The organism is Desulfopila sp. IMCC35006, from assembly GCF_005116645.1.
In the GTDB taxonomy this organism is placed as follows: Bacteria; Desulfobacterota; Desulfobulbia; order Desulfobulbales; family Desulfocapsaceae; genus Desulforhopalus_A.
Genome location: NZ_SWCM01000005.1, coordinates 299,189 through 312,022 on the forward strand (window position 1 = coordinate 299,189; position 12,834 = coordinate 312,022).

The window sequence follows — 12,834 nt, forward strand, 5'->3', positions numbered from 1 at the left end:
GCTTATATTTTATAATTTTTCGGGTCTATATTGTACTGGTGAATTTTATAGTTGATAATTCGCAGGCTGGTGTCGAGATCCTTGGCCGTCTTGGTCTGATTTCCGTTGTTTCGTTTTAACCCTTCAACAATGAGTTCCTTTTCAAAATTTTCAACTGCTACAGATAAAGAGTACGGATTTTCTCTCTTGGAAGATTCCGCGGTCTGAAGAGTCGGCGGCAGATGAATTCCTTTAATAGTATCGCCATCGCAGATGATGACCGCACGTTCTATGCAGTTTTGCAATTCCCGGACATTGCCGGGCCAATGATATTGTATAAGCATATCTATGGCAGAGGTAGATATCCTTCTGATATTTTTGTTGTTTTCCTTGGCATACTTGGCAAGGAAAAATTCTGCTATCAGCAGAACATCCGTGCGTCGCTCACGAAGCGGCGGCATGTAGACGGGGAAAACATTGAGGCGGTAATAGAGATCTTCACGAAAGCTTTTGTCGGCCACTGCACTTTCAAGGTCTCTGTTGGTCGCGGCAACAAGACGAACGTCACAGGTGAGTTGTTTGGTGGATCCAAGCCGCTGAAAGGTTCTTTCCTGGACGACGTTCAGCAGTTTAACCTGCACCGAATTACTGATTTCGCCAATCTCGTCTAAAAAGAGCGTTCCTCCTTCCGCCTGCTCGAATCTGCCGATTTTTCGATCAGTTGCTCCGGTAAAAGCACCTCTCTCATGGCCAAACAGCTCGGATTCAAGAAGAGTTTCGGGAAGTGCCGAACAGTTAACCACTATAAAAGGTTTTGCCCGCCTTTTGCCGTTATAATGCAAGGCCTTGGCCACCAGGGTTTTACCCGTACCGGATTCACCGCGCAGCAGCACGGTTGCATTGGAATCGACCACCCGGTGTATCATTTCGTAAACATCCTGCATCCTGCTCGAGTTGCCGATAATATCGTTGATTTTATTTTTTTCCGAGAGCTCTCTTTTTAATTTAAGATTTTCTGTATACAGTTCTTCGGTTTCTCTGTTGACCTTCTGGATGCGTACGACTGTCTGGGCAATAATACTTGAAAGAACCGTCAAATATTGCAGATCGGTGTTTGCCTGTTCACCTATACCATCTTCATAAAAACGATCTATGCTGAGGGCCCCTATGATGTTATGGCCGTCTTTGATGGGTACACAGAGGAAAGATCTTTTTTGTTCAGATACATTTCCCCGGGCTCTGGTCCTGTTCAAAAAAAGAGGTTCATCAGAAATCTGTGGAACAATTATTGGCTGGCCTGTAGAAACAACGCGGCCGGTAATCCCCTCGCCTATCTTATATTTTCCCCTTTTTCGGCCCTCAGCCGTCAAGCCGTGAGCGACCTCTATCTCCAGTTTGCCGGTGGTCGGATTGACAATTGTTACAGTTCCGTTTTCCATTAATTTCATTTCGGAAAGAATCTGCATGGTTTTTTCGAGACAATCACGGAGTTCCAGGGAAGAAGCGAGTTGTTTGGTAATTTCATAGAGGGCAGTCAGGTCTTCTAACTGTCTGGATATATCACTTGTAGGAGGCATATTAATGAAGAAAATCGCTGGTAGAGGAGTAAGTTGCTAGTTATTTTTGCAAGATAATAACAAAAGGAAGCGGATTTATCGAATGAATATTACATAATTGTGAAAAACAACAGCAAGACAAATATTTTCGAATGCATATTGTTGACATAAACAAGAGCAGATGGTACAAAGTCCTCCACGGAGGAATGGCCGAGTGGTTTAAGGCGGCGGTCTTGAAAACCGTTGTACGAAAGTACCGTGGGTTCGAATCCTACTTCCTCCGCCAAAAAATTATTATTGCGTGGAGAGGTGACCGAGAGGCCGATGGTGCTCGCCTGCTAAGCGAGTGTGGGGGTAATACTCCACCGAGGGTTCGAATCCCTCCCTCTCCGCCAGTAATTCCTGTAAGTCCTCGTATTACTTGCAATATATTCCAATGTTTCCAAACGACCTGCGGGTCTCAAAAAGCTGAAATCGGTATTGAGGGATCAACTGTCTTGCAGCTGATCGGCAAAGGTACCTTTTTTTCTTACGGAAATTCCTATTTCTGGTAAATTTGACGAATCGCCAAAAAATGCTTCACCAAAGACAGTCTCTTGATATTAAGCACTATTACAGCCGTTGCTTGATTGCCTGCGCCAGCTCATGGACAGCCATCGCATAATAGACGCTGTGGTTGTAGCGGGTAATGGTATAAAAATCAGGATGTCCGATAAGGTATTGATCATATCCGGCATGATGCAGCAGGAGCAGGTGGAAGGGTCCTTCGCTGTTGTCTGGCCGCGCTGGGTGCAGCCCCGCCCTTTCGATTTCGGCCATGGTATACTGTTTTTTAAGACCAGGTTCCAGGGCAACCGTGCCTCGAGTTAGAAGGGGTGTTACGACTGGTTGTCCGGACTTCCAGCCATGCTGTGCAAAATAGTTGGCAATACTGCCGATCGCGTCTTCCGGATCCCAAAGATCCCGGTGTCCATCCATGTTGAAATCAACCGCCCATGTCAGAAAACTGCTGGGCATGAATTGGCCCAGTCCCATGGCTCCGGCAAAAGATCCTACCGGTTCAGCCGGATCAAGACCTTCGTTTCTGGTCATCAGTAAAAATTTTTCAAGTTCACTCTGGAAATATTCGCCCCGGCGTGCGTAATCAAAGCTCAGCGTGGTCAAGGCATCAATAACTCTGTGATTACCGACATTGCCACCAAATCTTGTCTCGACAGCAAGAATGGCAAGGATATACTCCTCAGGAACGCCGTACTGCCGGGAGGCACGTTGAAGTGCGGAACTATAGTTTTGGGCAAAATCCACTGCTTCTACAATATGCTTCTCATCAACGAATTTGGCGCGATATCGGGTCCATCCTCCTGGAAAAGGCTTTCCCTTCACGGCCTGATCGGATTTGGTCAGATATCGGAGGGTCCAGTTTTTGCGTTGTGCCTGTGAAAAAAGCCCTCTCAGGTAGTCGCGCTCAAAACCGTGCTTCTGTGCCATCTCCTCAATGAATTGATTGACGGATGCATACCCGGCAAAATGACCTGATACCGATTGGGCTGAATACGAACCAACCGGTGCCTGCGGCTTCCTGGTCTCTGTTGCTAAATGTTGTGGCTGCTGGCTGGCTATTACCCTTTGGCTGTCGTCCTGGTGACCTCCGCAGGCAGATAAAAAAAGAGAAAATGCCAGGGTTCCACAGACGGCAATCCTTTTCAGGAAGGACGACCGCAGAAAAGGATGATTGCAGGAACAAGGATATAAACGCAGAAAGCTGAAGGTTATGAACATCGCAAATCGTTTGAAATTACTCTTGAGAGGTGTGTATTATCGGTAAGTTATTAGATGGTGATTTAATATCAGATTGACGAAAATAGCAATAAAATACAGTGCGGATGGCTCTGGCTTGTCGGAGATAATCATAGTTTGGGTGTTGCAGCAAAATGATGCAACGGCCAATCAGTGCAGAGTGATTTTCCTCTCTGTCAAAACCAGAGCAAAATAGACGTAATGCACACTAATTTGAAACTGCTTTAGATTGCTCATTTGCACTCATTATTCTCCCAGCAATAAATCTGCTACTCGGTCGAGGTCGTCTAGCGAATAATATTCTATTTCAATCTTGCCTCTGGTACCATTTTGGGTAATCGCCACCTTTGAGTTTAAGCGATTGGTCAGTTGTGTGACCAAAGAGTTTTTATAGGAGAGTGGTATTTCCTCAGCGGGAGGCTGGATCGGTCTTTTGGGCCTTGAATGGGTAAGAGTTGCTTTTTTAATAATTTTTTCTGTCTGGCGAACCGAAAGTCCATTTTTAATAATAACATTTCTGATCTCTTGAATTTTTAGCGGTTCGTCTGCCAGCTTTACCAGGGCACGGCCATGACCTTCGCTTAAAAGCCCATCTGTTATATCTCGCCGTATAATTTCAGGAAGTTTTAGTAATCTCAACATGTTAGTAACTGTTGAGCGTTGTTTCCCCACTCTTTTTGCCGTTTCTTCCTGGGTATATCCGAATTTTTCGATAAGTTTTTTATAAGCTTCCGCTTCTTCTATGGGATTGAGGTCGGTCCTCTGCACATTTTCAATGAGGGCTAACTCGAGTAGACTATCCTCTTGGTCAACATCAAGCACGATGACGGGTACGTGGGTTAAACCTGCGAGTTTTGAAGCTCTCAGCCTTCTTTCACCCGCGATGAGTTCGAAATCATCATTCGGTCCGGATGTTACTATCAGTGGCTGGATAACGCCTTTTTCCCGAATCGAATCAGCCAACTCCTGGAGATCGTCGGCGTTGAAGTGTGTACGTGGTTGGTACTTATTCGGTATTATCTTGTTTATATTACACTCAAAAAATTTTTCCTGCTCTTCACCGAAAAGGAGGCCAACTCCCTGGCCCAGTCCTGTTTTCTTACTCATTATATTTCCTCTGATTGGTCAGGAACTCTTTAGCGAGGTTCATATAGGAGACCGCGCCGGTGGAAGTTTTGTCGTAATCGATAATGGTCTGTCCGTGACTTGGACATTCACTGAGTCTGACGTTCCTGGGAATTACCGTTTTATAAAGCTGGTCTTTGAAATGGGTTTTTATCTCTGCTGCAACCTGATGGGTGAGCCTGTTACGCTTATCAAACATAGTCAGAACCAATCCTTCGATATAGAGGGATTTGTTAAAGGACTTTTTCACCGATCGTATGGTATTGACGAGTTGTGCAAGTCCCTCCATGGCGAAATATTCACACTGCATTGGAATGAGCACAGAATTTGCTGATGTCAAGGCGTTCACCGTCAAGAGTCCAAGCGATGGCGGACAATCTATTACAATATAATCATACAAGCCAAGTACCGGTTCCAACAAGAGGCGCAGTCTCGTTTCTCTGTTTTCCACTGATATCATCTCTATTTCTGCTGCAACGAGATCTATGCTTGACGGAAGTATGTCAAGATTATTTACGCTGCTTTTTCTGAGGATATCAGTGCTCGAATAACCGCCGGAATAGGCATGATAAAGGTGGGCTTTCACTTTTTTCATGTTTACCCCGATCCCGCTAGAAGCGTTCCCTTGAGGGTCAGAATCGACAAGTAGTACTTTTTTTCTTTTTTTCGCAAGGGCAGCAGAGAGGTTGATCGACGTTGTCGTTTTCCCAACCCCACCTTTTTGGTTTGCAATCGCGATAATTTTTGCAGACGGATTCATCGTTTATTCCTTTAAGGAAAAGTTTTAATGAGCGCAAAATAATCGGTCCAACTAAAAATATCTCCATAAATTTTCTGTTTTGGCTGTTTTTAATGCCTTTTTTTGTTCAAAAACAACAAGGTCTTGCTATTTTTGGCAAAAAACATTTAGGTTTTGTTGCTGTTTTTCTGTTAATTATATGTTTCACGTGAAACATTTTTTCTCTTGGGGGTTGTGTGAAATGGAATCAGATTTTCTGATTATTGGAAGTGGCATTGCTGGTTTATCTCTTGCGTTGAAGGCGTCACGGCTGGGGACGGTAAATGTTATAACTAAAAAAGAAGAAGTTGATACAGCAACGAACCTTGCGCAAGGTGGAATTGCGGCTGTCTTGAATAGTGAAGATAGTTTTGCCGATCATATCCATGACACACTAAAAGCTGGAGACGGTTTGTGTGATGAAAAAGTGGTGAGAATGGTCGTTGAAAACGGACCTGAGCGCGTCAAGGAGCTTATTGCGTTAGGTGTTAAGTTTGTAAAGGAAAAAGATGGAAATCTCAGTCTGGGAAGAGAGGGCGGACATTCCAAACGAAGAGTTGCCCATGCTTACGATTTGACGGGGCGGGAGATTGAAAGGGCTTTGATCGAAAGTGTGGAACAAAATAAGAAGATATCTCTTTATGAAAACCATATGTGTGTCGATCTGATCACAGAACAGCAAGAAACGACTCAACGGGAAATATCACAGAAAAGATGTGTCGGGGCATATGTAATCGATGAATTGGGGACAGTTAAAGTTTTTTTAGCAAAAATAGTGGTTCTTTGCACTGGTGGGGCAGGAAAGGTCTATCTTTACACAAGTAACCCCGATATTGCAACCGGGGACGGGGTGGCGGTCGCGCATCGTGTCGGTGCGGCGGTGAGCAATATGGAATTCGTTCAGTTTCACCCAACCTGCCTGTATCATCACCAGGCTAAAAATTTTCTTATCTCAGAGGCGGTTAGAGGCGAAGGTGCGATTCTTGTAGATGAAAATAATAATAGATTTATGGCAAGGTATGAACCGGTGGATATGGAATTGGCAACTCGCGATAAAGTTGCCAGGGCGATTGACACGGAAATGAAAAGAACCGGAGCGGATTGTGTTTATCTCGACATTAGCCATAAGGAAAAGGCCTTTTTAAAGGAGCGGTTTCCAACTATTTATGAAAAATGTCTGTCTCTGGGCATAGACATCGCAAAAATGCCGATTCCGGTTGTGCCTGCAGCGCATTATCTCTGTGGTGGGGTGAAAACCGATATTCATGGTCGAACCACGATCGACGGTCTCTTTGCCTTGGGTGAGACGTCGTGCACAGGATTGCATGGTGGAAATCGTTTGGCGAGCAATAGTCTGCTTGAAGCTGTTGTTTACGCGGAAAACGTATTTAGATATTGTGAAAGTAACTGGCCGTCAATTATGCAGCTGGAAAATAACAATTGTTATCATTATGATAATGCTGACAAAGAAAAAATTGATGAGGAAATTCTTATAAATCATAATTGGGATGTTATTCGAAGAGTAATGTGGAATTATGTTGGCATTGTCAGAAAGGAGTCCCGATTGATGATTGCCCAACAAAGGATAGTAGAAGTAAGAAAAGAAATTGAAGAGATCGTTGAAAAATTTCAAATAACCCCGAACATGCTTGAATTGAGAAATATATCGCTTGTGGCATCATTGATAATTGAGGCGTCACTGGCGCGAAAACAGTCGAAGGGGCTGCATTATATTCTCGATTACCCGGCCGTTGATGTCGGGGAGTCTGACTGAGAAAACATCGTATCCCCAGAGGACCAATATATGAAAAAAAATATTAAAGTGCTCATCGTTGACGATGAACCGTTAAATGTCGAGATACTCCTGGAGATATTACGTTTTCATCATCGCTATGAATGTAGATGGGCAACCTCTGGGGAGGAGGCTTTGCAGATCCTTAGCGCATACATTCCGGAAATAATTTTGCTAGACGTGAAAATGTCCGGGATAGATGGCTATGAAGTCTGCCGCCGTATACGAGCACAGTCAGAGCATAGGTTTTCCAAGATAATTATGATTTCCGGTATGTCGTTGATTGATGATCGCTTGAAGGGGTATGAAGCGGGAGCCGATGATTACCTCACCAAGCCATACGATGAGGGAGAGCTTGTTGCCAAACTAGAAGTGTATTCCAAGCTCAATAGAATAGAGGAAGTAGATACACTGAAAACAACGGCATTAAACATATTACGGCATGAAACCCGGACCCCCCTCAATGGGATAATCATGGGCAGTGATTTGCTCAGCAACATGGAGGATCTTTCCGAAAAAGCAAAAGGCTACGTCGAGTTAGTGCGACAATCCGGATTGAAGATTCAGGAGCTGGTAGAGAAAATTTCGCGATATTATTCCATTAAAGACGGCATACTGCTCAACCCCTCGTTAAAAGCGCCATATTTAGTTATTAACAATATTATCAATGAGTTAAGTGGTTCGCTGTCCGCTGGTCGAGTGATTTTCAGTTGTGATGAGAAGATAGAACTTTTTGCGGATTGGACTCTTTTAACAGAGGCCTTTAGGTATCTTGTTGATAATTCAATAAAAGAATGTCCCGAAAAGCAGCAGGTCACGATCAACTGCCAGCAGAAAGCAGCGGATCTTTTCATTCAGGTGGGCGATGCCAGTCTCGGATCGGACGTGGCCTTGAGCGAAAGGAGGTTTGACGGTCTCTTTTCATCTGATCTTTTGCATCATCATCAGGGAACCGGGCTGAGTCTGGCAATTGCCAAGGAAATCATTGAAGAACACGGCGGCCAAATCACCTGTAGAAATAGAGAGAACGGCGGGGTTCTCTATGAAATCACCGTAAAGAATCAACCGCCCTGTTAAGGACCCGCTTGAATTCGTTGTTTTCTTGCTTCTGGTACAGATACCGTTGCATCCATGACCGGGTATAGTTTGAAGCATCAGGTTCTAATCGATGCATGACGTATTGCACGATTCACGAATTGTATTAGTGTGTTAGCTGCAGGATATATGGGGTGTTTTATTAAAAAAGACTGAATACTTTCCTGACGGCGGGACAAAGCCATGCGCAATGCTACCCTCTCGAAAAGTCATTTTGATGCCGTTTTGTTCGATCTGGATGGTGTCATAACAAAAACCGCAGGAGTCCATGCCGCCTGCTGGAAAAAGCTGTTCGATGATTTTCTGCGAGACCATGCCATATCCACGCAACAGGTCTTTGTCCCGTTTGATCCCGTGTCCGATTACACCAAATATGTAGATGGAAAATTGCGGCAGGAAGGAGTTGCCGATTTTCTCGCGTCGCGGGGCATTTCCTTGCCATTGGGGGATTCCTCTGCCGCTTGTGGTCAGCATACTGTCCGGGGCTTGGCCTGTCGAAAAGATGAAATTTTTAACACTGTCCTGCAGGAGAAGGGTGTTGAAGTACTGGAGGATGGACTGGCACTTGTAGGTCATGTGCGTGCCAATGGCTTCAAGACTGCGGTGGTATCTTCCAGTAAAAACTGCCGGCTTGTCCTGCAAATGGCTAATATTGAGAAATTATTCGACATTCGGGTAGATGGTGTCACGGTCGAACAGTTGGGATTAAAGGGCAAACCGCACCCGGACACCTTTTTAAAGGCAGCGGATATGCTTGGTGTTCAGCCGAAGCGTTCTGTGGTTGTCGAAGATGCCATTGCCGGGGTGCAGGCTGGACGGCGCGGTAACTTTGGCCTGGTGATCGGTGTCGATCGCCTGGGAAATGCATCGGCCCTGCGGAACAACGGCGCTGATATTGTGGTGACGGATCTGAAATGTTTCATCGTATAGATCCGGATTTTCCCGCATAGGCCATCGAATTTCGCGGAATTACTCTGTCTGAAAATGCTTGAAAACATGCAGAGGGGATCATGCTCTATCGAGAACGACTCAATCCGCCTTCATATATTTATCCGGGCGATGAATGGAAAATTATCGAAAAAGAGTTTTATCCGTCGCTTCTTGGCCAGATGGAGACGATTTTCGCCTTGAGCAACGGTTATCTCGGCATGCGCGGAACGTCCGAAGAAGGGACACCCTTTGCCAATCATGGAACGTTGATTAATGGTTTTTATGAAAGTTGGCCAATTATCTATGGTGAAAATGCCTACGGGTTCGCTAAGACCGGGCAAACCATTGTAAATATTCATGATTTAAAGATAATCCGACTTTTTGTCGATGATGAACCCTTTAGTCTGCTAACCGCCGACATGAAATCTTTCAATCGTACGCTTGATATGAAAGAAGGCACCCTGACCCGGGATATTCTCTGGGAAATGCCCTCGGGCAAACTGGTGTCGATCAAATCGACCCGTCTGGTCAGCTTTGAACATTGGCATTTGGCCATTATTAATTATGAAGTGACTATTCTGAACAGTAATGCTTCTGTGGTTATCCTGTCGGAAATTACCCCCCACCGCACTATCAGGGGAACTGACGGGGATCCCCGGGAAACCAGGGTATTTAGGGAAAAAGTGTTGCTTCCTCAGGCGAGAATGGCCGAAGAAATGCAGATTATTCTCGGTTTTCGTACCCAAAACAGTGGTATGAGCCTCGGCTGCGGCATAGATCACTCTGTTGAAACGGAGAATGTGATCACCGCGGAGAACGAAGCCGCCGATGAGGAAGGCAATGTCGTTTTCACCATAGATGCCCGGCAGAACAGCCCGGTTCGGCTTATCAAGTGGATGAGTTTTCATACGTCCAGTACCACAGCGCCAGAAGATCTTTGCAAGCGGGTCGGACGAACTCTGCGTCGGGCAAAAGAAAACGGCTACGAAACGATTCTGAATTCACAAAAGCTCTTTCTGGATAACTACTGGCAGGCCAGCGATGTCCAGATGGCGGTGACCGAAAGGCGAAAACAGGGGGGGCGTACCACCGAACAATGGCAGCAGGCCATTCGTTGGAATCTTTTTCAGCTCTGTCAGGCATCGATGAGGACTGAGGGCACAGGAATTCCGGCTAAAGGCCTGACGGGCACGGGCTATGAAGGCCATTATTTCTGGGACATTGAGATTTATGTGCTTCCTTTCCTCATCTATACGAAACCCCGCATTGCCAAAAACCTGCTTAAATTTCGCTACGGCATGCTCGATCAGGCGAGACAGCGCGCGAGGGACGTCAATCAGAAAGGTGCTCTTTTTCCCTGGCGAACCATTAACGGCGAGGAAGCATCGGCGTATTACGCGGCAGGCACCGCCCAGTACCATATCAATGCCGATATCATGTTTGGCTTGAAAAAATATGTCGAGGTGACCGGAGATTTCGAATTTCTCTACCGGGAAGGCGTCGAGATGCTGGTAGAAACCGCCCGGCTATGGTGTGACCTCGGTTTTTTTTCCGAGCGGCAAAACGGGCAGTTCTGCATTCATGGGGTGACCGGTCCTGATGAATATAATACGGTGGTCAACAACAACGCCTACACCAATCTTATGGCCAGGGAGAATCTTCGGTATGCCGCTGCCACTGTGGAAGAGTTGCGCCAAAAAGATGCGGCTGGTTACCAGTTCCTGGTGGATAAAACCGGCCTGGTGTATGCGGAAGTGGAGGAGTGGCAGCGGGCCGCCGATAAAATGTACATTCCCTACGACGATGAACTGCAGATTCATCTCCAGGATGACACTTTTTTAGAAAAAAAAGAGTGGGATATTGCAGGAACGCCCCCGGAAAATTTCCCTCTGCTGCTCCATTACCATCCGCTGGTGATATACCGGCACCGGGTGATCAAGCAGCCTGATCTGGTCCTGGCCCTTTTTCTGCTCGGTAATCAGTTTTCCGCCGAAGAGAAAGAGCGAAATTTTGATTATTATGATCGACTCACCACTGGCGATTCCTCACTTTCCGTCGGTATTCAGGCTATTGTTGCCGCCGAGATCAACAACAACGAGAAGGCTCAGGAATATGGCCGTTTTGCAGTCTTGATGGATCTGGCCGATGTCGGCGGCAACAGCGGTCAGGGTTGTCATATCGCCTCCATCGGCGCCGCATGGATGGTGCTGGTCTACGGTTATGCCGGCATGCGGGATTATGGTGGGTCGATTTCCTTCAACCCGAAACTGCCTGACCGTTGCACCCGGTTTCGCTTCCGTCTGACGGTTCGAAAAAGCTTTATGGAGGTTGAAATTCTTCCCGGTCAAGCCATTTATCGACTTGTAAATGGACCGAACCTGAGCTTCCACCATAACGATAAAAAGGTGGAATTGACCTCACAATCCCCCGAAGCGGTTTGTGCCTATGCCGGCGCAGCGCCGGGTCCGCTCCAGTGTGATCTGTGATCGCCAATCTGCAACGATTATGCGAGATTCATAATGCACACAACCTCTGTTAATGGTACAACCGTCCGGTTTAGTTCTGGCGTGATTGGTTCGTTCCTGCTTGTTGTTTGCTTGTAAGAAGCGTGGCAGAATAACGCAATAACCCCGCAGATATCTCAATTGTAAAAACAGCAGGAGTACCTGGAATGAAAATAGGAATAGTCGGTTTGCCCAATGTCGGCAAATCAACGTTGTTTAATGCCCTCACCAAGGCTGGGGCGGAGGCGAGTAATTATCCGTTTTGCACCATTGAACCCAATGTTGGCATCGTCCGTGTTCCCGATCGACGACTTGATGTTTTAGCACGACTCGGCACCTCGAATAAAATTATTCCCACCACGATTGAATTTGTCGATATTGCCGGACTGGTGAAGGGGGCGTCCAAAGGAGAAGGGCTGGGCAATAAGTTTCTTGCGCACATTCGAAGTGTTGACGCCATTGCCCATGTCGTCCGCTGCTTTGATGATGACAATATAACCCATGTTCACGGCGGAATAGACCCGGTTGGCGATGTAGAAACAATCAATCTGGAGCTGATCCTGTCAGATCTGGATGTGGTCGAAAAGAGGGTATTGTCGGAGGAAAAGAAAGCACGGGGACAGGATAAGGATGCCCAGATAAAGCTGAGTGGTTTATTAAAAATTAAAGCTATGCTTGAAGCGGAAAAACCGGCCAGAATCGCACAGCTCGATAAGCAGGAGAAAATACTGCTGGATAGGGAGATGCAACTGCTGACCAGTAAAAAAGTCATGTATGTCGCCAATGTGGGGGAGGACGATCTCGCCTCGGACGGCGCTGACAATCCCTATGTCGGCAAATTGAGAGCTTTTGCCGATTGTCACGGTGATGGCCTGGTATGCGTCTCTGCTAAAATTGAGGCCGAACTTTCGGAAATGGACGAAATGGAGGCGGAAGTCTTTCTGGCGGAACTGGGCTTAACAGAATCCGGATTTGCCCGTCTTGCCCGGACAGCGTATTCCCTGTTGGACCTTATCTCTTTTCTGACCACCGGTGAAAAAGAAACCCGTGCCTGGACAATAAAGCAGGGCACCAGGGCACCTCAGGCGGCCGGGGTCATCCATACCGATTTTGAAAAACATTTTATCCGGGCGGAAGTGGTTCCATACGACGACCTGGTTGCGGCCGGGTCGTGGGCTGCCGCCCGGGAACGGGGAAAATTGAGAACAGAAGGGAAAGACTACGTTTTTCGGGATGGAGAAGTAACGGTGTTTTTGACCAGTGCATGATCCTTCTGAA

Annotated in this window: 9 protein-coding genes and 2 tRNA genes; 7 read left to right on the plus strand and 4 right to left on the minus strand. The window is 46.4% G+C overall.

Annotated features, from left to right (window positions below; all coding sequences use genetic code 11):
- Positions 1-2 precede the first annotated feature (2 nt).
- Positions 3-1,556, minus strand: a complete 1,554-nt coding sequence (locus tag FCL47_RS11220; protein WP_136813587.1) for a sigma-54-dependent Fis family transcriptional regulator — start codon at positions 1,554-1,556, stop codon at positions 3-5.
- A 179-nt stretch (positions 1,557-1,735) separates the two neighbouring features.
- Between FCL47_RS11220 and FCL47_RS11225 the strand changes: the two genes are divergently transcribed.
- Together FCL47_RS11225 and FCL47_RS11230 are read left to right on the plus strand one after the other, a co-directional pair.
- A tRNA-Ser gene (locus FCL47_RS11225) sits at positions 1,736-1,821 on the plus strand.
- 17 nt (positions 1,822-1,838) lie between these two features.
- A tRNA-Ser gene (locus tag FCL47_RS11230) sits at positions 1,839-1,930 on the plus strand.
- Positions 1,931-2,147: 217 nt separating this feature from the next.
- Here FCL47_RS11230 and mltB read toward each other — a convergent pair.
- The 3 genes from mltB to FCL47_RS11245 all read right to left on the minus strand — a co-directional run bounded on the left by mltB (position 2,148) and on the right by FCL47_RS11245 (position 5,217).
- Positions 2,148-3,314, minus strand: coding sequence for a lytic murein transglycosylase B (gene mltB, locus FCL47_RS11235; protein ID WP_136813588.1), 1,167 nt, complete (start codon positions 3,312-3,314; stop codon positions 2,148-2,150).
- Positions 3,315-3,578: 264 nt separating this feature from the next.
- Positions 3,579-4,439: a ParB/RepB/Spo0J family partition protein gene (locus FCL47_RS11240; protein WP_136813589.1), complete on the minus strand. Its 861-nt coding sequence runs from the start codon at positions 4,437-4,439 to the stop codon at positions 3,579-3,581.
- Positions 4,432-5,217 (minus strand): ParA family protein, encoded by a 786-nt coding sequence (locus FCL47_RS11245; protein ID WP_136813590.1) that lies wholly within the window; start codon positions 5,215-5,217, stop codon positions 4,432-4,434. The genes FCL47_RS11240 and FCL47_RS11245 overlap by 8 nt, the downstream gene beginning before the upstream one ends.
- Positions 5,218-5,437: 220 nt before the next feature.
- Between FCL47_RS11245 and nadB the strand changes: the two genes are divergently transcribed.
- The 5 genes from nadB to ychF all read left to right on the plus strand — a co-directional run bounded on the left by nadB (position 5,438) and on the right by ychF (position 12,824).
- Positions 5,438-7,009 carry an L-aspartate oxidase gene (nadB, locus tag FCL47_RS11250; RefSeq protein WP_136813591.1) on the plus strand — a complete coding sequence of 524 codons (1,572 nt, stop codon included), beginning with the start codon at positions 5,438-5,440 and terminating at the stop codon, positions 7,007-7,009.
- A 30-nt stretch (positions 7,010-7,039) separates the two neighbouring features.
- On the plus strand, positions 7,040-8,104 hold the full coding sequence (locus FCL47_RS11255; RefSeq protein WP_136813592.1) for a hybrid sensor histidine kinase/response regulator: 1,065 nt from the start codon (positions 7,040-7,042) through the stop codon (positions 8,102-8,104).
- 201 nt (positions 8,105-8,305) lie between these two features.
- A complete protein-coding gene (locus FCL47_RS11260) occupies positions 8,306-9,052 on the plus strand; it encodes an HAD family phosphatase (RefSeq protein WP_136813593.1) in 747 nt (248 codons plus the stop codon).
- A gap of 80 nt (positions 9,053-9,132) precedes the next feature.
- Positions 9,133-11,538 carry a glycoside hydrolase family 65 protein gene (locus FCL47_RS11265; RefSeq protein ID WP_136813594.1) on the plus strand — a complete coding sequence of 802 codons (2,406 nt, stop codon included), beginning with the start codon at positions 9,133-9,135 and terminating at the stop codon, positions 11,536-11,538.
- A 185-nt stretch (positions 11,539-11,723) separates the two neighbouring features.
- Complete coding sequence (gene ychF, locus FCL47_RS11270) at positions 11,724-12,824, plus strand: redox-regulated ATPase YchF (RefSeq protein WP_136813595.1); 1,101 nt, start codon at positions 11,724-11,726, stop codon at positions 12,822-12,824.
- The last annotated feature ends 10 nt before the right edge of the window (positions 12,825-12,834 follow it).

Coding starts and splice junctions, on each gene's coding strand:
- FCL47_RS11220 (WP_136813587.1), bottom strand. CDS start 1,556: ATGCCTCCTACAAGTGATATATCCAGACAGTTAGAAGACCTGACTGCC.
- mltB (WP_136813588.1), bottom strand. CDS start 3,314: ATGTTCATAACCTTCAGCTTTCTGCGTTTATATCCTTGTTCCTGCAAT.
- FCL47_RS11240 (WP_136813589.1), bottom strand. CDS start 4,439: ATGAGTAAGAAAACAGGACTGGGCCAGGGAGTTGGCCTCCTTTTCGGT.
- FCL47_RS11245 (WP_136813590.1), bottom strand. CDS start 5,217: ATGAATCCGTCTGCAAAAATTATCGCGATTGCAAACCAAAAAGGTGGG.
- nadB (WP_136813591.1), top strand. CDS start 5,438: ATGGAATCAGATTTTCTGATTATTGGAAGTGGCATTGCTGGTTTATCT.
- FCL47_RS11255 (WP_136813592.1), top strand. CDS start 7,040: ATGAAAAAAAATATTAAAGTGCTCATCGTTGACGATGAACCGTTAAAT.
- FCL47_RS11260 (WP_136813593.1), top strand. CDS start 8,306: ATGCGCAATGCTACCCTCTCGAAAAGTCATTTTGATGCCGTTTTGTTC.
- FCL47_RS11265 (WP_136813594.1), top strand. CDS start 9,133: ATGCTCTATCGAGAACGACTCAATCCGCCTTCATATATTTATCCGGGC.
- ychF (WP_136813595.1), top strand. CDS start 11,724: ATGAAAATAGGAATAGTCGGTTTGCCCAATGTCGGCAAATCAACGTTG.